Genomic DNA, 23151 nt, shown 5'->3' on the forward strand with positions numbered 1-23151 from the left:
GGGGCGGGGCGGTTCCGTCGATCGGCGGGGCCGCCCCTCACTCCCGGCCGGGCCGCTTCCCCGCCTTCTCCTTCTTCGGGCCCTTCCGCTTCTTCTTTTCGGACTTCCCGGACCGCTTGCCGCCCTGGTCTTCCTTGGCGGCCTTCCCGTCCCCTCCGCGCTTGCCCCCGCCCTTCCCGGCCTTCGTGCCCTTCCGTGACTTCGTGTCCTTTTCGGCCTTGTCGGCCTTCTTGGCCTTCTTGGCCTTCTTCCCCTTCTTCGGCTTCTTGGCGTCCTTGGAGGTCACGTGGTCCTCCAGGAGCGCGGGGAGCGGGGCCAGGCCGGGACCTCCCTGGAAGATCCAGTCGTCGAGGGCCTCCAGGAGGCGGTCCTCGGTCATCCGGCCCAGCCAGACGGGGCGTCCTCCGGCCGCGCGGCCCTCGTGGGAGGGTTGGACGACAACCACGTTGGCCTGGAAGCAGATGCCCAGGCACGTGCTGGTGCGGACCGGAACCCGGCGGGCGGCGTGGTCGTCGATGACTCCGAGGCGGGCGAGCTGCGCCGTGTGGTCGACGCCGGGCACCTTCTTACGCGTGCCGCAGCAGCAGCCCCGGCAGACCGTGAGCTTGCAGGGCGCCCCCTCGACCGCGCTCACCGCACCTCCCCGTCCGGACCGCGTGACGTCGTCCCCTCATGTCCTGGTTCCAGGGTATTCCCGCGGAACAACCTCCTCACCAGCGAGGACAGTGCCCGGTCCGGTCACCTCGACGGGGCGCCAGGTCTCGGGCAGCCCCTCGTCCTCCGGGTCCGCCGCCTTCCAACCGGGCCCCCAGACCATCGGCAGCCCGGCGGCGAAGAGCGGGTGGGGCCGGTCCATCAGCTGCACCCGGACCTGGGGTTCGGTACACGCCCCGGAGTTGCCGCACGCGGCGACCGGCTGGCCCGCCGCCACGACGTCGCCCGGGGCCACCGCGGCCGAGCCCCGGCGCAGGTGGCCCAGGAGCACGTACGCACCGCCGACGTCGATGACCACGTGGTTGCCCATGAGCCCCGAGGGCCCGCGCAGCTCGCGCAGGGTGTTCTCCACGACGGCCCCGAACAGCCACGGCCAGGAGTTGCGGCTGCGGTGGTCGCGCTGTCGGTCGTGCACCCTGACCACGGTGCCGTCGGCCGGGGCGTACACGGGGGCGCCGAACGCCGGGAAGTCCTCCGGCGGGCGGCTGAGCGGCCGCCAGCCGATGTCCGGCCGGGTGCCGTCCTCGGCGACCAGACCGAGCGCGTGGGTCTGGCCGTAGGCGTGGGTCCCCTGGCTGGGCACGTGGTCGACGGGGCTGGTCAGCGGCATCCAGCGCCCCCGCACCGGCGGGGCCAGCACCCTCGGCGCGCATCTGGGGGTACCCAGCCTCAGGTGCACCGCGAGCGCCACCACCAGCAGGGTCGCGCCCACCCACCAGGACAGGCCGAGGTATCCGGCCAGGAGGGCGGCCATGGCCGCCCACATCAGGGGCATGCGCAGGCGGGCGAGGAGCCGGGGCAGCAGACGCGGAACGGGCGAGACCATGCCCCATTGTGGGCCGGTCTCCCCCGTTCCGCGCCACGGTCCCGGGTCCCGAGCGGGTCCTACTCCTGGTCCCGCTTGTTCTCCTGTGCGCGTTTGCGCAGGTAGTCGGTGGCGGCCCCGGCGCCCTTGTCGATCTTGTCGTCGTGGGCCCCACCGGTCGCCTTCTTGGCGGCGTCGGCGACCTTCCCGACGACTCCCTCGGCCTTGTCGGCGTGGTCGTTGACGGCCTTCTTGAGCCGGTCGAACGTGTTTCCGCTGTCGGACATGGAACCCCCTAGACGTGTCCGGTCTGATGGTGCGATACCCGTTTCACCTGGACTTCAAGCGAAACGTCCGTCACGGTTCACAGCCCCAGCACCATGCGGGCCACCGAGAAGTAGATGAGCAGACCGGTGGCGTCCACGAGGGTCGCGACCATCGGCGAGGAGACCACGGCGGGGTCCACCCCCACCTTGCGGGCGAGCAGGGGCATCGCCGATCCGATGATCGCCGCCCAGGTGCAGATGGCGATCACCGACAGGGCGACCACCACGGCGATGTCCGCGCCGACCAGAACCGACCCGATGACGAGCGCGATCCCGGCGAGCATCACGCCCAGGAGCAGGCCCACCCGGCTCTCCTTCCAGATCACCGACGGCAGGTCGCGCACGCGCACCTCCCCGACCGCGAGGGCGCGCACGATGGCCGTCGCCGACTGGGCTCCCACGTTGCCGCCGGTGCCGATGAGCATCGGAACGAACATCGCCAGCGCCGTGACCTCCTCCAGGGTGGCCTCGTACACCTGCATGACGTTGACGGTGAGGGTCGCGGCGACGATGAGCAGCATGAGCCACACCGAGCGGGCGCCGACCAGGCGCAGCACCCCGACGGACACGTAGTGGTCGTCGATGGGGCTGGCACCGGACTGGCGGGCCATGTCCTCGGAGTCGGCCGCCTCGATGACCTCCAGGGCGTCGTCGAAGGTGAACAGGCCGACGAAGCGGTCCTCCGAGTCCACCACCGGCAGGGAGACGAGGTTGGCCTCCTGGATGAGCCGGGCGGCGTCCTCGACCGGTTCGCTCACGCTCACCCGGGGCGCGAGGACGTCGACCAGGTCCTTGAGCACGCGGTCGTCGTCGCTGACGACGAGGTCGCTCAGGGTGATGGTGCCGACCAGTCGGCGCCCGTCGCTGACCACCGGGAGCGTGTAGATGGTCTCGGCGTCGGCTCCCTTGGCGCGCACCACCTCCAGGGCGCGGCCCACGGTGAGGTCCCGGTGCAGGATGACGGTCTCCGGCGTCATGTGCCGGCCCACCGAGTCCTCCTCGTAGCCGAGGAGCGCGGCGGTCATCTTGCGTTCGGCGGAGCTCAGCCCGGCCAGGGCCCGGGTGGCGATCTTGGCCGGGGCCTCTCCGATGAGGCGGGCCCGGTCGTCCGGGTCCATCTCCTCCAGGATCTGGTGGAAGTCGGGGGCCCGCAGGCCGAGGAGGATGGCCTGCTGCTGCCCGGGGTCCAGTTCCTCGAAGACCTCCAGCTCGCGGTCCTTGTCCAGGAGCCGGAAGGGGATGATCGCCTCGCTGCTGGACATGCGGGCCAGTTCGTCCGCGATCTCGTGGGGCCTGTGTTCGGCCAACCAGAGCCTGATGCCGGTCAGGTCGTTCGTCTCGACCAGGTCCGTGAGTTCTTCAGCGCGCTCGCCGTCCATGCGAAGCACCCCCTTGCGTCTCCATCGCCCGGCGGGCACGCCCGCGGGGCCGCGAATTCTGGGAAGTCCGGGTCCTGGGGACCGGTCCGGCCCCTCGTCACTGGTGTGGTGGTCCGTGCGGGCGTCGGCGCCCAGGGGGCGGAGAGGGCGAGCACGGGGGTCCGTGAACGGGTACGAAGACCTCGTACCGGGGTCGGGGAACATGTCGACCCTACCCCCAGGAGGGGCCGGGGACGCTCACCCGGGCCGGTGGGCGAGCGGTCGGGGGTCAGGTCCGCCAGAGCACCACGAGGGCGCAGTCGTCGTTCTTGTCCTTGCTGAGGGTGTCGACCACCTCGCCCGCTCCGGTGGCGAAACCCTGTGTGACCAGTGTGTCGGCGGCTCCGAGAAGCCGGTCGATACCCGCGTCGAGGTCCTCGCCCGGCGTCTCGATGAGGCCGTCGGTGCACAGCATGATGGCGTCGCCGGGCCGGAGCTTGCCCTGGACTGAGGTGTAGGTCATCTCGGGGATGACACCGAGGACCACGCCCTTGGCCTCGGTGGTGCTCCACACCCCGCCGCCGCCGTCGAAGTGCAGGGCGGGCGGGTGCCCCGCGGAGGCGACCTGGTACTCGCCGGTCTCGGTGTCCACGCTCAGGTGGACCGCGGTGACGAAGCCCTCCCCGCCGCTGTTGCGCATGAGGTAGTCGTTGCAGTGGGCGAGGAAGTCGGCGGCGGGGACCGCGCCGATGAGCCCGCTGAAGGCGCCCGAGAGCATCAGCGCGCGGGTCCCGGCGTCCACCCCCTTGCCCGAGACGTCGACGACGGCGACGTCGAGCCGGTTGCCGCGGCGGTTGGAGACGACGAAGTCGCCGCCGAAGGAGGAGCCGCCCGCCTGGCGCAGGACGGCGGTGCGCCCCCAGCCGTCGGGGACCGGGGGGAGCCTCCCCTGGTCGCGGAGGCGGTCGCGCAGGTCCAGCAGCATCATCTCGCCGCTCAGGCCCTGCACGCCGAGGCGTTCGCGCACGCCGGACAGAAGGTAGGACAGGACTCCGGTGACGCCGATGGTGACGACGAGCCCCGGGCCGACCTGGCCGAAGTCGAGCATGTAGGCCACGAACAGCAGGACGGCGACGACCACACCGAGCAGGAAGGCGAGGCTCTTGCGTTTGAGCAGCAGCCCGCCCGCCAGGACGGTGAGGATGGTGGAGCTGGGCGGGAACCAGCCGGCGGGACCCCACACGGCGCCCACGCCGATGCCCACGGCGATGGCCACCAGGGTGATGAGGACGAGGCGGTAGCGGAAGAGCACCTTGCGCCGGAGCACCGCGACAACGCGCTGCACGGTGGATCGCAGCAGTCGGGTGGCCCTGGCGGTCGGTGTGGGGTTCATTGATCCTCTAGGCTCGGCACGCCCGCTCACCCGCGGGACTCACTCCTGGTCGTGGTAGGGCGCACCGGCGCGCTCTCGGTCGCGTTCGGGGGCCTGGTCGGGGTCGGCGGAGGGGGCGCTGTGTGGGGGCACGGCCCGGGTCGCGGAGGCTGGTTCCGCCGAGGGGCGGGCACCGATGGACGCGGACAACACGGTGTCTCGGACTACGATGGCCCGCCGCTGTGCACGAACTGTAGCGCTTGGGGTGCTGGCCTGGCACGTACTACCAGCGGCGATCCGCCCCATAACCCCGGGTTTGGGTTCCGCCTAAACCCGGGCGCCCGGGGTCGGACTCGGGCACCCGTAGGGGAACTTCCCGGCGATGTCCGGAACTCACCCCTCTCCCGGACACCGCTCCCGGGTCGGGTGTGTCCCGGACGCACCCGGGCACGCGTCCGCCCCCGGGCGCGGGGCGCGCGGGGGCGGACCAACGGTCCCGCACCGGAGCGGGACCACGGACGGGGTTACGGAAGCGGGGGGAGCTCGCCGGTGCTCTCGTAGTCGCTCAGCATGGCGATGCGGCGGGTGTGCCGCTCCTCGTCGCTGTACGGGGTGGCCAGGAAGACCTCCACGAACCGGGTGGCCTCCTCCAGGGAGTGCATCCGACCGCCGATGCCGAGCACGTTCGCGTCGTTGTGCTCGCGCGCCAGCCTGGCGGTGTCCTCGCTCCAGGCCAGGGCGGCGCGGACGCCGGCGACCTTGTTGGCCGCGATCTGCTCACCGTTGCCGGAGCCGCCGATCACGACACCCAGGGAGCCCGGGTCCTCGGCGACGCCCTCGGCGGCGCGCAGGACGAAGGGAGGATAGTCGTCGACCGCGTCGTAGACGGCCGGTCCGGCGTCCACGACCTCGTGGCCGTTCTCCTTCAACCAGGAGACGAGGTGTTCTTTGAGCTCGAAGCCCGCATGATCTGATCCAAGGTAAACACGCACGTCACCAGTGTGACAGCTCCCGGGAACAGAAGAAGCCGCGCCCCTCGCCGACCGTGGGGCCGGTGCTGGGCGCGGCGCGCGTCGTGCCGGTCGCGGGTTCAGGCCCCGGCGGCGGCCGCCGCGACGCTCAGACCGAGGGCGGCGAAGCCCGCCATCGACAGGATCGCGATCAGGTTGTACACGAGGATCGACTTGAGGTCCTTACTGAGGGGACCTGCCTTGGAGACCGCGGGCTTGTTGCTCAACTCACACCTCGATTGGTTTCGACCAGGGGATGACCAGTCGGAATCTTTCCACACGGCACAACGCGCGCGTCACCGGGTCCGATTCCGTCGGACCATGGTAAGGGCGGTGAGAACGGCCACAGGGTTCACCGTTGCACGGACTTGACCTCGCAGAACTCCACCAGGCCCGGCAGTCCCCACTCGCGACCGTTGCCGGAGCGCTTGTACCCGCCGAAGGGGGCGCGGGGGTTGAGCGCGCCGCCGTTCAGTTCGACCTGTCCCGCGCGCAGGCGCCGGGCCACCGCCATCCCCTCGTCGGGGTCGGCCGACCACACGGCGGCGCTGAGCCCGTACACGGTGTCGTTGGCGATCCGCACCGCCTCCTCGACGGTGTCGTAGGGGATGAGGGCCAGGACCGGGCCGAAGATCTCCTCCTGGGCGACACGCATGTCGTTGCGCACGTCGGCGAGGACGGTCGGGCGGACGTAGTAGCCCACGGGCCGCTCCTCGACCGGCCCGGGTCCGCCGGTGACCACCCGGGCGCCCTCCTCCATGCCGAGGTCGACGTAGGAGCGGACCCGGTCCCGCTGCGCGGCGGAGACCAGCGGTCCCAGACGGGTGGAGTCGTCCTCGGGGTCGCCCGGGACGTACTTGGCGGCGGAGGCGGCGGCCAGTTCCACCGCCTCCTCGTAGGAGTCGCGGTGCACGAGCATACGGGTGAGGGCGTTGCAGCTCTGGCCGGTGTTGCGCATGACGTCGGCGACACCGCGCCTGACCGCCTTGGCGAGGTCGGCACCGGGCAGGATCACGTTGGGCGACTTCCCGCCCAGTTCCAGGGAGACCCGCTTGACCGTCTCGGCCGCCACCCGCGACACCCGGACTCCGGCGCGGGTGGAACCGGTGAAGGAGACCATGTCCACTCCGGGGTGGGCGGCGATCGCCTCGCCCACCACGGCCCCGGTGCCGGAGACCAGGTTGAACACGCCCGCGGGAAGACCGGCCTCGTGCAGGACCCCCGCGAGCCAGTAGGCGCTGAGCGGTGCGACCTCGCTCGGCTTGAGCACCACGGTGTTGCCCGCGAGGAGGGCGGGGACGACCTTCAGGACGACCTGGTGCAACGGGTAGTTCCACGGGGTGATGGCGCCGACCACGCCGACCGGCTCGTGCACGACCAGGCTGTTGCCGACCTCCTCGCCGCCGAAGTAGCGCTCCCCGTGCTCCTCGACGAGATCGATGTAGGTGCGGAACACGCGCGCGGGCAGCCCGGCCTGCACCTTGGTCGCGAAGGTGGCGGGGGCGCCCACGTCGGCGGTGAGCACGCGGGCGACCTCGTCGAGCCCCGCCTCGAACAGTTCCAGCGCGCGGGACAGGTGGGTGACGCGCTGGCCCGGGGAGAGCGCGGACCACGCGGGGAGGGCCGCTCCGGCCGCGGCGACCGCGGCGTCGACGTCGGCGGCGGCCCCCGCCGGGACGGTGTCGATGACCTGTTCGGTCGCCGGGTTGACCACGTCGATGGCCTCGGTGGAGGCGGAGTCGCGCCAGGCGCCGTCGATGTAGAGGGATCGCATGGCCCCACTGTCGCAGAACGCGGTTCGGGTTGGCCAGGGCGGCCCGGGTCCGGAACGGGTTCGGGGCGGGTGGCCGCGGGAACCACGGTCACCCGCCCCGAAGGCGTGTGTCGGAGCCGCGCCGTGCGCCGCTCGCGGGTCAGCCCCAGTGCGGGGGCCGGTCGGCGATCAGCCGCGCGGTGGAGTCCTCGTCGCTGTCGCCCCACCCCTCGGAACGTTCGTCGCTCGTGGTGTCGGGCAGGAGGTCGAGGTCGTCGAGGAAGGTGGCGCGGCGGTCGCCGTCAGGCCCTGGCATCGGTACTCCCGGTGGTCAGTCGAAGATGGGTGAGCGCGTGCGGGTGCGCTTGAGCTCGAAGAACCCGTCGGTGCCGGCGACCAGGCGCACGCCGTCCCACAGCTTCCCGGCGGCCTCGCCGCGCGGGACCGGGGAGACGACCGGGCCGAAGAAGGCCACGTCCTCCACCTGGACGACGGGCGTGCCGACGTCCTCCCCCACCAGCTTCATCGCCTCGGCGTGCGAGGCGCGCAGGGCCTCATCGTACGCGGTGGAGTCGGCGGCCTCGGCCAGGTCCTCCGGCAGCCCGGCGTCGGCCAGCGCGGCCCGCAGGGTGTCGGTGGTCCGCGGTTCGCCCTCGTGGTGGTAGCGGGTGCCCAGGGCCGTGTAGAGGGCGCCCAGCACCTCGGGGCCGAAGCGCTGTTCGGCCGCCACGCACACGCGCACGGCCCCCCACGCCCGGTCGTTGAACCGCCGGTAGTCCTCGGGCAGGTCACGTCCCTCGTTGAGCACGCTCAGGCTCATCACGTGCCAGCGCACGGTCACGGGGCGGACCGTCTCGACCTCCAGCAGCCAGCGGGAGGTGATCCACGCCCAGGGGCAGGCCGGGTCGAACCACATGTCCGCGTACACGGTCTCCCGCTCACCGGACCGCGCGGGGGTCTCGTTCATCACTGCTCCTCGTCTGGGGCCGAGGTGATGGCCCCGGGGGAAGGTCGGTTCCGGTGGCCGCGCGACCGAGCCCGGACGCACCCCCACCACCGATCGTCAACCACGGTGATCGGTTGCGCATTCCAGTCCGGTGCGTGGCAGGATCGATCCGACGACAACGACCTCCGACCCCGACGGCCCACCCCCGGTCGGCGGGCTCGACCCGGTCGACAACCGATTCCGGCCGACGACGAAGACGGCCGTGAAGGGAGCGTGGCGTGGCAGGGAACCTGACACGGGACGAGGCCAAGGAGCGGGCCCGCATTCTCAGCGTGGACTCCTACGCCGTGGAGCTGGACCTCACCACCGGTGACGAGACCTTCCGGTCCACCACCGTGGTGCGCTTCTCCAGTTCGGAACCGGGTGCGCGGACCTTCGTCGACCTGGCGGCGCCGAGTGTGCGCAGCGCCGTCCTGAACGGGCGCGAGCTGGACGCGGACCAGCTGTTCGACGGCGAGCGGCTCACCCTGCCGGACCTGGCCGCGGAGAACGAGCTGACGGTGGTGGCCGACGCCGCCTACATGCGCACGGGCGAGGGCCTGCACCGCTTCGTCGACCCGGTCGACGACTCGGTGTACCTGTACAGCCAGTTCGAGACGGCCGACGCGCACCGCATGTTCACGTGCTTCGACCAGCCCGACCTCAAGGCCACGTTCGAGCTGACCGTGTTCGCCCCGCCGTCGTGGGAGGTCGTCTCCAACAGCGCCCCGGACGTGGAGCGCGAGGCGGCGGGCGAGGAGCGCGTGCGCTGGCACTTCCCCGCGACCCAGGTCATGTCCACCTACATCACCGCGCTGATCGCCGGCCCCTACCACGTGGTCCGCGACGAGCACGACGGCATCCCGCTGGGCCTGTACTGCCGCGCCTCGCTCGCCGAGCACCTGGACTCCGAGGCGCTGTTCGAGGTCACCAAGCAGGGCTTCGACTTCTTCCACGGCCTGTTCGACCTGCGCTACCCGTTCGGCAAGTACGACCAGCTGTTCGTGCCCGAGTTCAACGCGGGCGCCATGGAGAACGCGGGCGCTGTCACCTTCCTGGAGGACTACGTCTTCCGCTCGCGGGTCACCGACGCCCGCTACGAGCGGCGCGCCGAGACGATCCTGCACGAGATGGCGCACATGTGGTTCGGCGACCTCGTCACCATGCGCTGGTGGGACGACCTGTGGCTGAACGAGTCGTTCGCGACCTACGCGAGCGTGTACTGCCAGGTCAACGCCACCCAGTGGTCAGACGCCTGGACGACCTTCGCCAACGTGGAGAAGGCGTGGGCGCTGCGCCAGGACCAGCTGCCCTCGACCCACCCCATCGCCGCCGACATGGTCGACATCCAGGCGGTGGAGGTCAACTTCGACGGCATCACCTACGCCAAGGGCGCCTCGGTCCTCAAGCAGCTGGCCGCGTACGTGGGCGTGGACGCGTTCTTCGCGGGCGTGCGCGCCTACTTCAAGGAGAACGCGTTCGGCAACACCGAGCTGCGCGACCTCCTCAAGCACCTGGAGGCCGCCTCCGGCCGCGACCTGTCCGGCTGGTCGAAGGAATGGCTGGAGACCACGGGCGTCAACACCATGCGCCCGGAGTTCGAGGTGGACGCGGACGGGAACTTCACGTCGTTCGCGGTCCTCCAGGAGGCCGACCCCGAGCACCCCACGCTGCGCTCGCACCGGCTGGCCGTGGGCCTGTACGACCGCACCGCCGACGGCGTCGTGCGACGCGAGCGCGTGGAGCTGGACGTCAGCGGCGCGCGTACCGAGGTCGCCGAGCTGGTGGGCAGGGCGCGGCCTGACCTGGTGCTCATCAACGACGACGACCTGACCTTCACCAAGATCCGTCTGGACGAGCGCTCCCTGCGCACGGTGGTGGAGGGCGCGGGCCGCATTCGCGAGTCGCTGCCGCGCGCGCTCGCCTTCGGCGCCGCCTGGGACATGACCCGCGACGGCGAGATGGCGGCCCGGGACTACGTCGACCTGGTGATCTCCGGGATCAGCGGCGTCGACGACGTCACCGTGGCCCAGACCCTGCTCCGCCAGGCGTCGGGGGCGCTGTTCAACTACGCCGCCCCGGAGTGGCGCCCGACCGGTTTCGCCCGGCTGGCCGACCGGCTGAGCGAGCTTCTGTCGTCCGCCGAGCCCGGCGGCGACCTCCAGCTGGCCTACGTCAACGCCCTGGCCGACGCCGCCGTGACCGACGCCCACCTGTCCCTGCTGCGCGGGTTGCTGGACGGCGCGATCACCGTGGAGGGCCTGGAGGTCGACACGGACCTGCGCTGGACCCTGCTGCGCCGCCTGGTCGCCGCCGGTGAGGCGGGAGAGGCCGAGATCGCCGCCGAGCTGGAGGCCGACCCGACGGCCGCCGGGCAGCGCAACGCCGCGGGCGCCCGGGCGGCGATCCCCACGGCCGAGGCCAAGGAGACCGCGTGGGAGCGGATCGTCGGCGGGGAGCTGGCCAACGCCGAGTTCCGCGCCACCCTTCTGGGCTTCACTGAGCCGCGTCAGGCGGAGCTGTACCGCCCCTACCTGGAGCGGTACTTCGCCCAGCTGGCCCCGGCCTGGGAGAAGTGGACGGGTGAGTTCGCGCAGACCTTCGCCGAGGTGGTCTACCCGAGCCAGCTCGTGGAGGAGGCGACCCTGGAGCGCACCGACGCCTACATCGCGGAGCACTCCCCCGCTCCGGCGCTGTACCGCCTGCTGATCGAGGGGCGGGCCGGTGTGGAGCGCGCCCTGCGCGCCCGCGCCAGGGACGCCGCCGCCGGTGAGGAAGGCTGACCGGCACCACCGTGACGAGCGGGACGGCCCCGTGCGCGTGTGCGCCCGGGGGCCGTCCCGTGTGCGGACCCGGTCCGTCTGCGGCTACAGACCGTGTCCCCGGTGGCCCAGGGGCCCCAGCGCCCTGCGTACGCGGGCGACCATCCGGGGGTCGGCGAGCAGTTCGTCCACCAGGACCGGTTCGCCCTCGCCGCTGGTGAGCGGTATCCGCCAGTTCGGGTACTCGGTGCTGGTGCCCGGCTGGTTCTGCATGCGGCGCTCCCCCACCAGGTCGGTGAGCGCGACGCCCAGCATCCGCGACGGGGTGGCCGCCAGGTAGGCGTGCATCGCCGCGACCACGGACGCGGGGTCGCCGACCGGGTCGGCGTCCTCCTCCAACAACCCCAGGTACACCAGGAGCGCGCACCACTGGGCCACCCGCGCCTCGGAGGCCGCCCGCTCCTCGGCCACCGGCCGGTCCAGCAGTCCGAGGCGGGCGCGCAGCTCCACGTGCTCGGCGGACAGGTAGGAGGAGACCGGCGGCAGGTCGTGCGTGGCCACGGTGGCCAGGCAGTCCCGCCGCCACCCGTCGGGGGTGAGCGGCTCCCCGTCCCCGTCGTTCTCGAACCACAGGACGGAGGTGCCGAGCACACCGCGGTCGGCGAGGTGGTCGCGCACCCACGGTTCGACGGTGCCCAGATCCTCGCCGACGACCACCGCGTCGGCGCGGCGCGCCTCCAGGAGCAGCGCACCGACCATGCCCTCGTGGTCGTAGCGCAGGTAGGTGCCCTGGTCGGGAGAGGCCCCCTCGGGCACGCACCAGAGGCGGAACAGGCCCATGACGTGATCCATCCGCAGGCCGCCCGCGTGCCGCAGCGCCTGCGAGACGATCTGCCGGAACGGCCCGTAGCCCAGTTCGGCCAGGCGGTTCGGGTTCCAGGGCGGCTGTCCCCAGTCCTGGCCCCGCCGGTTGAACTCGTCCGGCGGGGCACCCGCGTGCAGCCCGGGCACGAGGGCGTCGCCGTACATCCAGGCGTCGGCGCCGCCCGCGCGCACGCCGATGGCGAGGTCGTGCACGATCCCCAGGGCCATGCCGCTGTCGAGGGCGCCGTCCTGGGCACGGGCGAGCTGTTCGTCCAGGACCCACTGGAGCCAGCGGTGGAACTCCACGCGCGGCCACAGGTCCAGGGCGCGCCGTCCGACCGCGAGCGAGCCCACGTCGCGCAGTTCCGGGGGCCAGGCACGGTGGTCGGGGCCGTGCTCCTCCGCCAGGGCCGACCACGTCGCGAACTCCACCAGGGGCTGGCCCTCGCGTTCGAGGTAGTGGCGCAGGGCCTCCTCCCGGCCCGGTGCGCGCGACACCTGGAAGAGGATCTCCAGGGCGGCGCGCTTGGCCTCCCAGACGGCGTCGCGGTCCAGGAGGTCGGCGGTGCGGCCGCGCTCGCGCAACGGCCGGGCCAGGCGCTGGATGCCCTCACGCTGGGAGGGGTCGAGCCGCGCGTACTCGGGGACGTCCTCCACTCGGATGTACAGGGGGCTGGAGTAGCGGCGGCTGACCGGCAGGTACGGGGAGGGTTCGAGCGGTGTCGCGGGCCCGCTCGCGTGCACCGGGTTGATCAGGGTGAAGTCGGCGCCCAGGTCCCGGGCGCTCCACTCGGCGAGCTCGGAGAGGTCGCGCAGGTCGCCGGTGCCCCAGGAGGCTCGCGAGCGCACGCTGTAGACCTGGGCCATGAGCCCCCACAGGCGGCGGTGCTCTCGCAGGGCGGTGGGGTCGATCCGGTCGGGGACGACCAGGATCGGGGCGTCGTGCTCGACCCCCTGGTCGGTCACCCTCAGGGTGTGCGCGCCCGGGGGCAGCCCGGGATCGAACGGCAGCAGTGCGCCGTCCGCCGTCTCCACCGAACAGCGTGCGCCCTCGGGCAGCGCCAGGTCGGGTGCCTTGCCCTCGCGCACCACCACGGCGGGCGGCAGGAGACCGCGCCCGGGGTCCGGGCCGGGGTCGGCCGGGTCCACCCCCAGGGCCGTCAGGACATGGCGGATCGTGTCCGGACCGACGGACACCCGTCGGCCCCGCCAGTCCTCGTACGCGGTCGCGATCCCGTGGCGCCCGGCCAGCCGGGTCAGCTCAACGTCCCTCACAGACACCGATCATGCCCCACGGGAGCGCGCGTACACGGGAGGACGCCACGGTGTGGGGTCAGAACGCGTACGCGGGTCGCCCGCGCGGCGCCCTTCCGGGTCCGCGCGGCGCCCCTCTCGGCCGCCCCCGCGCGTGCGTGGACCGGGCCGCAATCCCGTGGCGGAAGACCCGGTGGGAGCTGCATAATCGAACACGTGCTCGCCAACTACCGACGGCTGTTCGCCGTGCCCCACGTCCTGTCCCTGTTGTCCTGGTCCCTCGCGGCCAGGTTCTACACGCCGGGGCTGATGATCGGGGTGACGTTCCTGGTTCAGGGATGGACGGGCTCGTACACCCTGGCGGGGCTGGTGGCGGGCGCGTTCACCCTGGGCATGGCACTGGTGGGACCGTTGCGCGGGCGCATGGCCGACCGCGGCCACAGCGACCGTCTGGTGCTCGTGTGCGGGGTGGTGTTCACGGTCGGATTGACGACCCTGGCGCTGCTGCCCGCCTCGCTGTGGTGGGTCTCCCTGCCGCTGGCCCTGGGCACCGGGTTGTTCGGTACCCCGGCCAACCAGATCGTGCGCGCCCTGTGGCCGCGCCTGACGACGGGTCCCGAACGGCAGGCGATCTACGCGGCCGAGGCCACCACCCAGGAGTTGGTGTTCGTCTTCTCGCCCATCCTCACCGCCGGTGTCGTGGCGATGGCCGGCCCCCGCTGGGCCCTGCTGCTCCTGGGGGTTCTGGGGTTGCTTGGAGCGGTGGGGTTCGCACTCTCACTGCGCCGCGCGGGGGTCACCGGACCGGCCGAGCGCCCGGCGGAGGCCGACGGGGACGGTACGGGCGGCCGCCGCTCCGGCCGGGCCGACCGCAGCCTGCTCCTGCTCCCGGCCCTCTTCCTGCTGTTCGCCATGTGCGGGATGATCGTCTCCGGCGTGGTCGGCATGGACCTGGTGATCGTGGCCTGGGCCAACGAGCTGGGCGCTCCCCACTACGTCATGGTGCTGGCCTCGGTGTGGGCGCTGGGCTCCCTGGTGGGCGGCGCGGTGGCCGGGTCGCTGCGGGGCAGGCCGCGGCTGTCACTGCGCGCCTTCGCCGCCGCCCTGGGCATCGCGGTGCTGATCCCCTTCATGCCCCCGGTCAGCCACCTTCCGACCCCTCTGCTGCTCACCCCGCTGCTCTTCGTGTCGGGACTGGCGCTGGCCCCCACCCTGGCCGCCGTGATGGGCCGCCTGGGCGACACCGCCCCCGCCCACCGCAGAGCGGAGGCCTTCGGCTGGATGGCCACCGCCATGAGCGTCGGCGCCGCGTTGGCGGGACCGCTGACCGGTGCGCTGGTGGACTCCGTCGGCATCGCGGGCGGGGCGCTGGGCGCCACCGTCATGGTCCTGCTGTCCGCCGTGCTGAGCCTCTTCCTGGGACGGTTCTCCGGGGCCGCGGGAGCCTCGGCCCCGGCCCCGGGCAGCGCCGCCCGGGAGCAGGTCAGTCCGTCCATCCCGGGGGGACCCGGTGCGCCCACGGGCGTGCCCGCTCCAGCTGGGCCGACAGGGACAGCAGGGTCCCCTCTCCCCCCATCCGCCCCGTGAGCATGGAACCGATCGGCAGTCCCTCCGACGACCAGTGCAGCGGGACGCTCACCGAGGGCTGACCGGTCACGTTGTAGAGCGACGTGAACGGCGTGAACTCGGTCATGAGCCGGAACTCCTCCTCGGGCCCGCCCGAGGTGAAGTGCCCGATCGGCACCGCCGGCCGGGCCAGCGTGGGGCTCAGGACGGCGTCGAAGCCGGACGTGGCCGCGAGCAGGGCCCGTGTGCCGTGTTGGAGGCGGGCGGTGGCCGCCATGAGCTCGGGCACGGTGGTCCGGCGGGCGCGTTCGCGCAGCCAGCGGTTGATCGGAGTGAGCTCGCTCTCGCGTGCCGGGTCGACGGGCGAGGCCGAGGCGATCGCGGCCCACAGGTACTGGAAGTCCTCCAAGTAGGAGCCCCCGAAGACGGTCTCACCGGGGTTGTCGATCTCCTCGACCTCGTGCCCGAGTTCCAGGAGCAGCCGGGTGGTGTCCTCGTGCGCGGCGACCACGTCGGGGTGGACTCCGATACCGGTGGCCCCGGTGTCGCGGTAACGGGCGACGCGCAACCTGCCCGGTTCGCGCCGGGCGTGGTCCACGAAGGTCCCGCCGCCGGGCGGCGGAGGGGCGGTGTGGAGGTCCCCCGGCAGGTGGCACTCCATGGCGTCCAGCATCAGCGCGGCGTCCAGGACGGAACGGGTGATCGGCCCCGCCGTCGACAGCCCGTGGAAGTCGGCCCGGTCCGGGCCGAGGGAGATCCGGCCCCGGGTGGGCTTGAGCCCGAACAGGCCGCAGACGCTGGCGGGGATGCGGACGGAGCCGCCGCCGTCGCTGGCCTGGGCGACCGGCGCGAGCCCTGCGGCCACGGCGGCGGCCGCGCCCCCGCTGGAACCGCCCGGGGAGAGATCAGTGTCCCAGGGGTTGCGGCTGGGCGGGGCGACGCCGTTCTCGGTGTGGCAGGTGGACCCGAACTCAGGAGTGTTGGTCTTCCCGAGGAACACGGCGCCGGCGTCGCGCAGCCGGGAGACCATCGCCGAGTCCCGGGGGGCCACGTGGTCGGAGTACACGCGTGAGCCGAACGTGACACGTACCCCGGCGACGGTGTCGAGGTCCTTGATCGGCACGGGGACCCCGAGGAGCGGTGGAAGGTCGTCCGGCGTGTCGTTCACGACCCGTTTCTCCGCGTTTCGGGCCTGATCCAAAGCCAATTCTTCGGTAACCGTAACGTAGGCACCGTATCGGTCGTCCAACCTCCGAATACGATCCAGAAAGTGCTCAGCGATCTCAACAGGTGACAGTTCACGACTGCGGACCAACGCCGCGATCCGGTACGCGGGAAGTTCATGGATTCTGGTCATGCCACCCGAGGTTAACCGGGTAGGGCAACGGGCACCACGCCGGGGACGGCACTTCTCTAGAGAGATGGCGAAAGGGCAATCCTTCCCCGTTCAGCCGCCCCGGACACGCTTGGGCACCCGAACACCAGGGAAGAAAACTGTGAGAAGTCATGCACTAGGACTCGGATATGGATGGAACTAACCTGTCCGTCGTGGAATCGGCAACCAGAGTGAACGGTCGTAGCTCAACCTCCGGCGGGTCGGAGCCCGAACGGCCCGAAACCCTCTTCTTCCCCAACCAGCGCAAGGAAGGCGGCGCGGCCAGCACCAAGGCCCTCTACGGGGCCCTGAAGTCGAACGACGCCGTCCGTCGCTGGATCATACGGAGCGTCCCGGCCGGAGCGGTCGCGGGCGGCTTCGGCATGCTCACCGGGGACTGGAGGGTCGGCGTCACCATCGGCCTCGGCGTCCTGGTCTCCGTCATGGTGTGGAGCGCACGCCGTGAGTCGGAGATCCCCCGGTGGCGCAAGCCCTCCGCCGCCCAGCGCCGCACGGAGGTCCAGCTCAAACTCATGAAGCAGCTCGGCTACCGCGTCCTCCACGCACGCGCCGTACCCGGCGGCAACGGTCAGATCGACCACTTCATCGTGGGTCGGCGCGGAGCCTTCGCCATCGACTCGGAGTCCTGGGACAAGCGCCTCCCGCTGCGCAACAAGCTGGAGAAGCTCTACCACGGACGGTTCAGCAAGAACGAACGCATCGACGAGGCCCTGGAGGAGGCCAAGCGCGCGGAGGAGCTGATCAGCAAGGAGCTCGGCCGCGACATCTCGGTGCGCGCCTCCCTGGCCATCTACGGTCCGGGCATGCCCTGGGACAGCCACCGGCTGCGGGGCGTGGACATCATCACCGGCACCAAGGTCCGCAAGTGGCTGCGCAGTGGCCGGGACCGCCTGAGCGAGACCGAGATCGAGGAGATCTACCAGGCCGCGAAGAAGGCCCTGCCGCCACGTTACTGACCTCCTCCCCCTCGCCCGCTCCGAGGCCCGGAACCGGCCGCTCCGCCGCGCCCTCCGGGCCTCTCGCACGTCCGGCCGGGACTCCGACGCACCGCGCGCACGCCCGGCGCCCCGCCGCCCACCTCGGCTCATCTCACCATTCGGAACGCTCGTCTCCCCCGGCGAGACCGAAGCTACCCCCGGAGGGGACTACCATCGTGGGGAAACACCCGCGACGATGGGAGTCCACCCCATGCCAGCCCTACGCTCACGCACGGTCACCCACGGCAGGAACATGGCAGGTGCCCGCGCCCTCATGCGCGCCACCGGCGTGGAGCGCGAGGACTTCGGCAAGCCCATCGTGGCCGTGGCCAACAGTTTCACGGAGTTCGTGCCCGGACACGTGCACCTGCGCGAGGTCGCCGAGGTCGTCGCGAACGCCATCCGCCAGGCGGGCGGCGTGCCGCGCGAGTTCAACTCCATCGCCGTCGACGACGGCATCGCGATGGGACACGGCGGCATGCTCTACTCGCTGCCCAGCCGCGAACTGATCGCCGACTCCGTCGAGTACATGGTCAACGCCCACTGCGCCGACGCCCTGGTGTGCGTGTCCAACTGCGACAAGATCACCCCGGGCATGCTGCTCGCGGCGATGCGCCTGAACATCCCCACCGTGTTCGTCTCCGGCGGCCCCATGGAGGCCGGGAAGGTCACGGTGATCGACGGCACCGCCACCACCGTCCGCAAGCTCGACCTGATCAACCCCATGATCGCGGCGGCGGACGAGAGCGTCTCGCAGGCCGAGCTGGACGAGATGGAGGAGAACGCCTGCCCCACCTGCGGCTCCTGCTCCGGCATGTTCACCGCCAACTCCATGAACTGCCTCACCGAGGCCCTGGGGCTGGCCCTGCCCGGCAACGGCACCGTCCTGGCCACCCACACCGCCCGCAAGGCCCTCTACGAGGACGCCGGGCGCCTGGTCGTGGAGGCCGCACAGCGCTACTACCGCGACGACGACGCCTCGGTGCTGCCGCTGTCCATCGCCACCCCCGCCGCCTTCGGCAACGCCATGGCCCTGGACGTGGCCATGGGCGGGTCGACCAACACGATCCTGCACCTGCTCGCCACCGCCACCGAGGCGGGCGTCGACTTCGGGCTGCCCGAGATCGACGCCGTCTCCCGCCGCGTCCCGTGCCTGTGCAAGGTGGCTCCGAACACGGAGAAGTACCACATCGAGGACGTCCACCGGGCGGGCGGCATCCCCGCCATCCTGGGCGAACTGGCCCGGGGCGGCCTGCTCGACACCTCGCTGCCCACCGTGCACGGCAGGACCGTGGGCGAGCTGCTCGCCGACTGGGACATCGCCTCCGGCACGGCGCTGCCCGAGGCCGTCGAGCTCTTCCACGCGGCCCCGGGAGGCGTGCGCACGACGAAGGCCTACTCGCAGAGCGTCCGCTGGGACACCCTGGACACCGACCGCGAGAACGGCTGCGTCCGCTCCGTCGAGCACGCCTACACCAAGGACGGCGGCCTGGCCGTGCTGTTCGGCAACCTCGCCCCCGACGGCGCGATCGTCAAGACCGCCGGTGTGGAGGAGGAGCTGTGGACCTTCTCCGGGCCCGCCCGGGTCTTCGAGTCGCAGGACGACGCCGTGGACGGCATCCTCAACAAGCGGGTCGAACCCGGTGACGTGGTCGTCATCCGCTACGAGGGCCCCCGGGGCGGTCCCGGGATGCAGGAGATGCTCTACCCGACCAGCTTCCTCAAGGGCCGGGGCCTGGGCAAGGCCTGCGCGCTCATCACCGACGGCCGCTTCTCCGGCGGCACCTCGGGGCTGTCCATCGGCCACGCCTCGCCCGAGGCCGCGGCAGGCGGCGACATCGCCCTGGTCGAGGACGGCGACACCATCAGCATCGACATCCCCCGCCGGGGCCTGGTGCTGGAGGTCGCCGAAGAGGAGCTGAACGCCCGCCGGGAACGCCTGCTCAAGGAGCTGGGGCGGTTCCGGCCGCGCGACCGCGAACGCCCCGTGACCGCCGCGCTGCGCGCCTACGCCGCGATGGCCACCTCGGCCTCCACGGGCGCCGCGCGCGACGTCAGCCAGATCGAGGGGTAGGACCGGCGCCTCAGCCGCAGCAGCCGCCCCCGCAACAGCCTCCGCCACCGGAGGAGGCGGGGGCGGCGGCGCGTCCGCCCACGGCCACGGTGGACAGCAGGCGCACGGTGTCGCCGTGCCCCTCGGGGCAGTCGGCGGGGGTGTCGGACTCCGCCATGGGACGGGAGAGTTCGAAGGTGTCGCCGCACTCGCGGCAGCGGAAGTCGTATCGGGGCATGGGTCCAGGATAGGCCGCGACGGGGCTCCGGCTCCAGCCCCGGGCGGGCCCGCGCGCGGGGACGCCCCCGGGCGGGCCGCGGGTCACGGCTCCGTCCGGGGGCGCTGTCTGGGCCGGGTGGGACGCCCGGAACTTCCGACCCTGCTGCCGCCTAGGCGGCCAGGTGTGCCATGTACGGTTCCCACTGGGGATCACCGTGCAGGTCACCGTTGATCAACCGCCAGTGGGGGCCCTTCGGCACCTTCGGGGTGATGTGCAGCTCCCAGCCGATCTCGTCCAGGAACTTGTCCGCCTTCCGGTGGTTGCACGGCTTGCAGGCCGCCACCACGTTCTCCCACACGTGCGCGCCGCCACGGCTTCGGGGGATGACGTGGTCGATCGTCTCCGCCTTCTTCCCGCAGTAGCCGCAGATGTGCCGGTCCCGCCGCATCAACGCGACCCGGGTGAGGGGCACCCTGCGGCTGTAGGGGACGCTGATGTAGCGCCGAAGCCTGATCACCGACGGCACGTCGTAGGAGCGCGTCGCGGAGTGCAGCACCGCCCCCGCTCCGTCGTCGTGCACGACCTCCGCCTTCTCCCGCAGAACGAGCAGTATCGCTCTGCGCAGGGGCAGTGTCGTCAGTGGTTCGAAGCTGGCGTTGAGTAGCAGCACGTGGCGGCGGGCGGTGCCTGGACCACCCTCCCGGCTGCGTCGGGCGCTCATCGCGTCACCCCGACGGCCGCGAGCGACCGCCGTGTCTCTTCCCCGGCCAGCCGATCAGCCAGCCAGGTGACCTCCCTGTGCACCGACCCGAGGATCGGTGTCTCCGTACGCCTTGCCACACGGACCTCCCGGTGGTTCCCGCCGAGTTGCGTCCCGCATTCAGTTTGCTGGTTCGGACCGCTCCGGCGCCACCCCAATTTACGGCGGCCCGCCCAGAAAACGCGCGTTGTCGCTTTCCGGAACCCATTGTGCGTCCGGTCGCCCCCGTTCGATCCCCCCGCCGCGCCGAACACACACAGTGAGATACCGGTGGATAGGGTGCGAAGTATGCGCGAACTCCGCTATCCCCCGGCCACACGGCTGGACATCAACGAGACCCTCCACGGACACTCCGTCCGCGACCCCTACCGCTGGCTGGAGGACGCCGACTCCACGGACACCAAGGCGTGGTCCGACGCCCAGGACGAGCTGTACGAGAAGCTGTCGGCCGACTACGTGACCCACGACTGGTTCGCCCGCCAGGTGCGCTCCCTCATGGGCGCCGGCCACGTCGGAACCCCGGTATGGCGCGGCGACCGGCGCTTCGTCACCCGGCGCGAGCCCGGCCAGGAACACGCCGTTCTGCACGTCAGGGACGGTGACGGCCCCGAACGCGTCCTGATCGACCCCGGCGCCCTCGACCCCTCCGGGCTGACGACGCTCGACGCCTGGCGCCCCTCCCCCGACGGCCGCCTCCTCGCCTACCAGCTCTCCGAGGGCGGCAAGGAGGAGTCGTCGCTGCGCGTGATCGACATCGACTCCGGCGCGCTCGTCGACGGCCCCATCGACCGCACCCGGTACAGTCCGGTCGCCTGGCTCCCGGACGCCTCCGCCTTCTACTACGTGCGGCGTCTGCCCCCCGAAGAGGTACCCGAGGACGAGACCTCCTACCACCGTCGCGTCTACCTGCACCGGCTCGGCACCTCCGAGGAGCGGGACGCGCTCGTCTTCGGCGAGAACCGGGACAAGACCGAGTACTTCGGGGTCGACGTCAGCCGGGACGGCCGCTGGCTCGTGCTGACCTCCGTCAGGGGCACCTCGTCGGCCACCAACGCCTGGGTGGCCGACCTGACGGAGGGACCGCTGGAGAGCCCCCGCCTGGTCACCGTCCAGGAGGGCGTGGACTCCGACCTGCACCCGCAGGTGGGCCGGGACGGCCGCCTGTACCTGTTCACCGACCGCGAGGCCCCGCGCGGGCGCCTGTGCGTCGCCGACCCGGCGGCGCCCGGGTACGAGAACTGGACCACGCTGATCCCCGAGGACCCCGAGGCCGTCCTGGAGGGCCACTCCCTGGTGGGCTGGGACGGGCACGGGACCCCCGAGCTCCTGGCCGTGTGGAGCCGCCACGCCGTCAGCGAGGTCACCCGGCACGACCCCGCCACCGGGGAGCGGCTCGGCGCCCTGCCCATGCCGGGACTGGGCAGCCTCGCCGGGCTGAGCACCCGCCCCGAGGGCGGGCACGAGGCGTGGTTCGGCTACACCGACAACACGCGTCCCTCGTCCGTGTACCACTACGACGCCCGCAGCAAGGAGGTGACGCTCGCGGCCAGCCCTCCGGGCGAGATCGACCTGCCCGAGGTCCGCACCGAGCAGGTCGCCTTCACGTCCAAGGACGGCACCACGGTCCGCATGCTGGTGGTCTCCCCCGCCGGGGCCGCCGACGGTCCCAGGCCGACCATCCTCTACGGGTACGGCGGCTTCCAGATCTCCCTCACCCCGGGGTACTCCGCCGCGATCCTGGCGTGGGTGCGCGCCGGGGGCGTTTACGCCGTCGCCAACCTGCGCGGCGGCCTGGAGGAGGGCGAGGCGTGGCACCGGGGCGGCATGCTCGCCAACAAGCAGAACGTGTTCGACGACTGCGCCGCGGCCGCCGAACACCTGATCAGCACCGGGACCACCACTCCGGAGCGGCTCGCCGTCATGGGCGGCAGCAACGGCGGGCTGTTGGTGGGCACGATGGTCACCCAGCGCCCGGACCTGTTCTCGGCCGCCGTCTGTTCGGCCCCGCTCCTCGACATGGTGCGCTACGAGCGCTTCGGCCTCGGTCAGCTGTGGAACGTGGAGTACGGCAGCGCCGAGGACCCCGAACAGCTGGGCTGGCTGCTGGGCTACTCGCCCTACCACAACGTGCGTGAGGGCACCCGGTACCCGGCCACCCTGTTCACGGTGTTCGACAACGACACCCGGGTCGACCCGCTGCACGCCCGCAAGCTGTGCGCCCAGATGCAGTGGGCCACCTCGGCTCCGATCGGGGAGAAGCCGGTCCTGGTGCGCCGCGAGGCCGAGGTGGGGCACAGCTCCCGGTCGGTGAGCCGCAGCGCGGCCCTCACCGCCGACCAGCTCGCCTTCCTCGCCCACCACCTGGGGCTGTCGACCCCCTGACCACCGCCCGGGGGAGATCAACGACACAGGAGGACGGCCTCCCGCGCCGGTGTTCTCCCAGGTGGTGTTTGGGACAATCGTCGAAACCCGGGCGTGCCGCGCACCACACGGTGCGGGGCGCGCCCACCCCGCGGAGAGGACGCAGGACGTGACACAGACCGAGGCCGAGAGCACGGCGGCCACCGGGCCCCGGCGGTACGTTCACCTGGCACAGGTGCGCTACGCCGACCTCGACCCGCAGCAGCACGTGAACAACGTCCGCATGCTGACCTACCTGGAAGACGCCCGGGTCGGGTTCTTGCACTTCGGGGCGGGCGGGGACGACCCCGACGCGTTCGGCGCCACGGTGGTGGCCCGGCAGGAGGCCGACTACGTCGCTCCCCTGCTGCCCCGGGTCGAACCGGTGCGGGTGGAGCTGTGGGTGTCCGGGGTGCGCAACGCCAGCTTCACCATGGACTACGAGATCCGCGACGACGACCGCGTGTACCTGCGCGCGAAGACCGTCCTGGTCGGCTTCGACGTGGCGACGCAGAGCGCCCGGCGCCTCAACGACGCCGAGCGCGCGCTCCTGCACAGGTTCGCCTGAGCGGGGAG

General features: G+C 72.0%; 20 protein-coding genes. 6 read left to right on the plus strand and 14 right to left on the minus strand.

Going from position 1 to position 23151, the window contains the following annotated elements; all coding sequences use genetic code 11:
- Positions 1–37: 37 nt before the first annotated feature.
- The 10 genes from ACFYL4_RS17940 to ACFYL4_RS17985 form a co-directional block, all read right to left on the minus strand.
- Entirely contained in the window at positions 38–634 is a 597-nt protein-coding gene (locus ACFYL4_RS17940) for a (2Fe-2S) ferredoxin domain-containing protein (protein WP_387519359.1), read from the minus strand.
- Between the two features lie 36 nt (positions 635–670).
- Entirely contained in the window at positions 671–1540 is an 870-nt protein-coding gene (locus ACFYL4_RS17945) for a peptidoglycan DD-metalloendopeptidase family protein (protein WP_387519361.1), read from the minus strand.
- 59 nt (positions 1541–1599) lie between these two features.
- A complete protein-coding gene (locus tag ACFYL4_RS17950) occupies positions 1600–1806 on the minus strand; it encodes an antitoxin (protein ID WP_357765687.1) in 207 nt (68 codons plus the stop codon).
- A gap of 77 nt (positions 1807–1883) precedes the next feature.
- Entirely contained in the window at positions 1884–3224 is a 1341-nt protein-coding gene (gene mgtE / locus ACFYL4_RS17955) for a magnesium transporter (RefSeq protein WP_357765690.1), read from the minus strand.
- 268 nt (positions 3225–3492) lie between these two features.
- Positions 3493–4596, minus strand: coding sequence for a PP2C family protein-serine/threonine phosphatase (locus tag ACFYL4_RS17960; RefSeq protein ID WP_357765693.1), 1104 nt, complete (start codon positions 4594–4596; stop codon positions 3493–3495).
- A 503-nt stretch (positions 4597–5099) separates the two neighbouring features.
- Positions 5100–5567 (minus strand): ribose-5-phosphate isomerase, encoded by a 468-nt coding sequence (locus ACFYL4_RS17965; protein WP_357765696.1) that lies wholly within the window; start codon positions 5565–5567, stop codon positions 5100–5102.
- Positions 5568–5665: 98 nt separating this feature from the next.
- Positions 5666–5812: a hypothetical protein gene (locus tag ACFYL4_RS17970; protein ID WP_357765699.1), complete on the minus strand. Its 147-nt coding sequence runs from the start codon at positions 5810–5812 to the stop codon at positions 5666–5668.
- A 125-nt stretch (positions 5813–5937) separates the two neighbouring features.
- Positions 5938–7359, minus strand: a complete 1422-nt coding sequence (locus ACFYL4_RS17975; protein WP_357765702.1) for an aldehyde dehydrogenase family protein — start codon at positions 7357–7359, stop codon at positions 5938–5940.
- A gap of 139 nt (positions 7360–7498) precedes the next feature.
- Positions 7499–7654, minus strand: a complete 156-nt coding sequence (locus ACFYL4_RS17980) for a hypothetical protein (protein ID WP_357765705.1) — start codon at positions 7652–7654, stop codon at positions 7499–7501.
- A 15-nt stretch (positions 7655–7669) separates the two neighbouring features.
- A complete protein-coding gene (locus ACFYL4_RS17985; protein WP_387519365.1) occupies positions 7670–8305 on the minus strand; it encodes a DsbA family protein in 636 nt (211 codons plus the stop codon).
- Positions 8306–8562: 257 nt separating this feature from the next.
- On the opposite strand from ACFYL4_RS17985, the gene pepN reads away from it, so the two are divergent.
- Entirely contained in the window at positions 8563–11106 is a 2544-nt protein-coding gene (pepN, locus tag ACFYL4_RS17990; protein WP_387519366.1) for an aminopeptidase N, read from the plus strand.
- Between the two features lie 84 nt (positions 11107–11190).
- On the opposite strand, the gene malQ is transcribed toward pepN, so the two are convergent.
- On the minus strand, positions 11191–13224 hold the full coding sequence (malQ, locus tag ACFYL4_RS17995; protein WP_387519368.1) for a 4-alpha-glucanotransferase: 2034 nt from the start codon (positions 13222–13224) through the stop codon (positions 11191–11193).
- Between the two features lie 195 nt (positions 13225–13419).
- On the opposite strand from malQ, the gene ACFYL4_RS18000 reads away from it, so the two are divergent.
- The gene (locus tag ACFYL4_RS18000) at positions 13420–14790 is read left to right on the plus strand and encodes an MFS transporter (RefSeq protein WP_357765716.1); all 1371 of its coding nucleotides are present in this window, start codon (positions 13420–13422) and stop codon (positions 14788–14790) included.
- Here the strand turns inward: ACFYL4_RS18000 and ACFYL4_RS18005 are convergent.
- Positions 14687–16126 (minus strand): amidase, encoded by a 1440-nt coding sequence (locus ACFYL4_RS18005; protein ID WP_387519370.1) that lies wholly within the window; start codon positions 16124–16126, stop codon positions 14687–14689. The two genes, ACFYL4_RS18000 and ACFYL4_RS18005, sit on opposite strands and share 104 nt — an antisense overlap.
- A 209-nt stretch (positions 16127–16335) precedes the next feature.
- On the opposite strand from ACFYL4_RS18005, the gene ACFYL4_RS18010 reads away from it, so the two are divergent.
- Together ACFYL4_RS18010 and ilvD are read left to right on the plus strand one after the other, a co-directional pair.
- Complete coding sequence (locus tag ACFYL4_RS18010) at positions 16336–17121, plus strand: nuclease-related domain-containing protein (protein WP_357765769.1); 786 nt, start codon at positions 16336–16338, stop codon at positions 17119–17121.
- A gap of 232 nt (positions 17122–17353) precedes the next feature.
- Positions 17354–19216 (plus strand): dihydroxy-acid dehydratase, encoded by a 1863-nt coding sequence (gene ilvD / locus ACFYL4_RS18015; protein ID WP_387519372.1) that lies wholly within the window; start codon positions 17354–17356, stop codon positions 19214–19216.
- Positions 19217–19226: 10 nt separating this feature from the next.
- Here the strand turns inward: ilvD and ACFYL4_RS18020 are convergent, their stop codons facing one another.
- Positions 19227–19433, minus strand: a complete 207-nt coding sequence (locus tag ACFYL4_RS18020; RefSeq protein WP_357765724.1) for a zinc ribbon domain-containing protein — start codon at positions 19431–19433, stop codon at positions 19227–19229.
- Positions 19434–19584: 151 nt separating this feature from the next.
- Entirely contained in the window at positions 19585–20085 is a 501-nt protein-coding gene (locus ACFYL4_RS18025; RefSeq protein ID WP_017545170.1) for an HNH endonuclease, read from the minus strand.
- A 378-nt stretch (positions 20086–20463) separates the two neighbouring features.
- On the opposite strand from ACFYL4_RS18025, the gene ACFYL4_RS18030 reads away from it, so the two are divergent.
- Together ACFYL4_RS18030 and ACFYL4_RS18035 are read left to right on the plus strand one after the other, a co-directional pair.
- Entirely contained in the window at positions 20464–22557 is a 2094-nt protein-coding gene (locus ACFYL4_RS18030) for a prolyl oligopeptidase family protein (RefSeq protein WP_387519374.1), read from the plus strand.
- Between the two features lie 148 nt (positions 22558–22705).
- Positions 22706–23143, plus strand: a complete 438-nt coding sequence (locus tag ACFYL4_RS18035; RefSeq protein WP_357765729.1) for a thioesterase family protein — start codon at positions 22706–22708, stop codon at positions 23141–23143.
- Positions 23144–23151: the final 8 nt, after the last annotated feature.

Source organism: Nocardiopsis sp. NPDC006938 (assembly GCF_042869555.1).
In the GTDB taxonomy this organism is placed as follows: Bacteria; Actinomycetota; Actinomycetes; order Streptosporangiales; family Streptosporangiaceae; genus Nocardiopsis.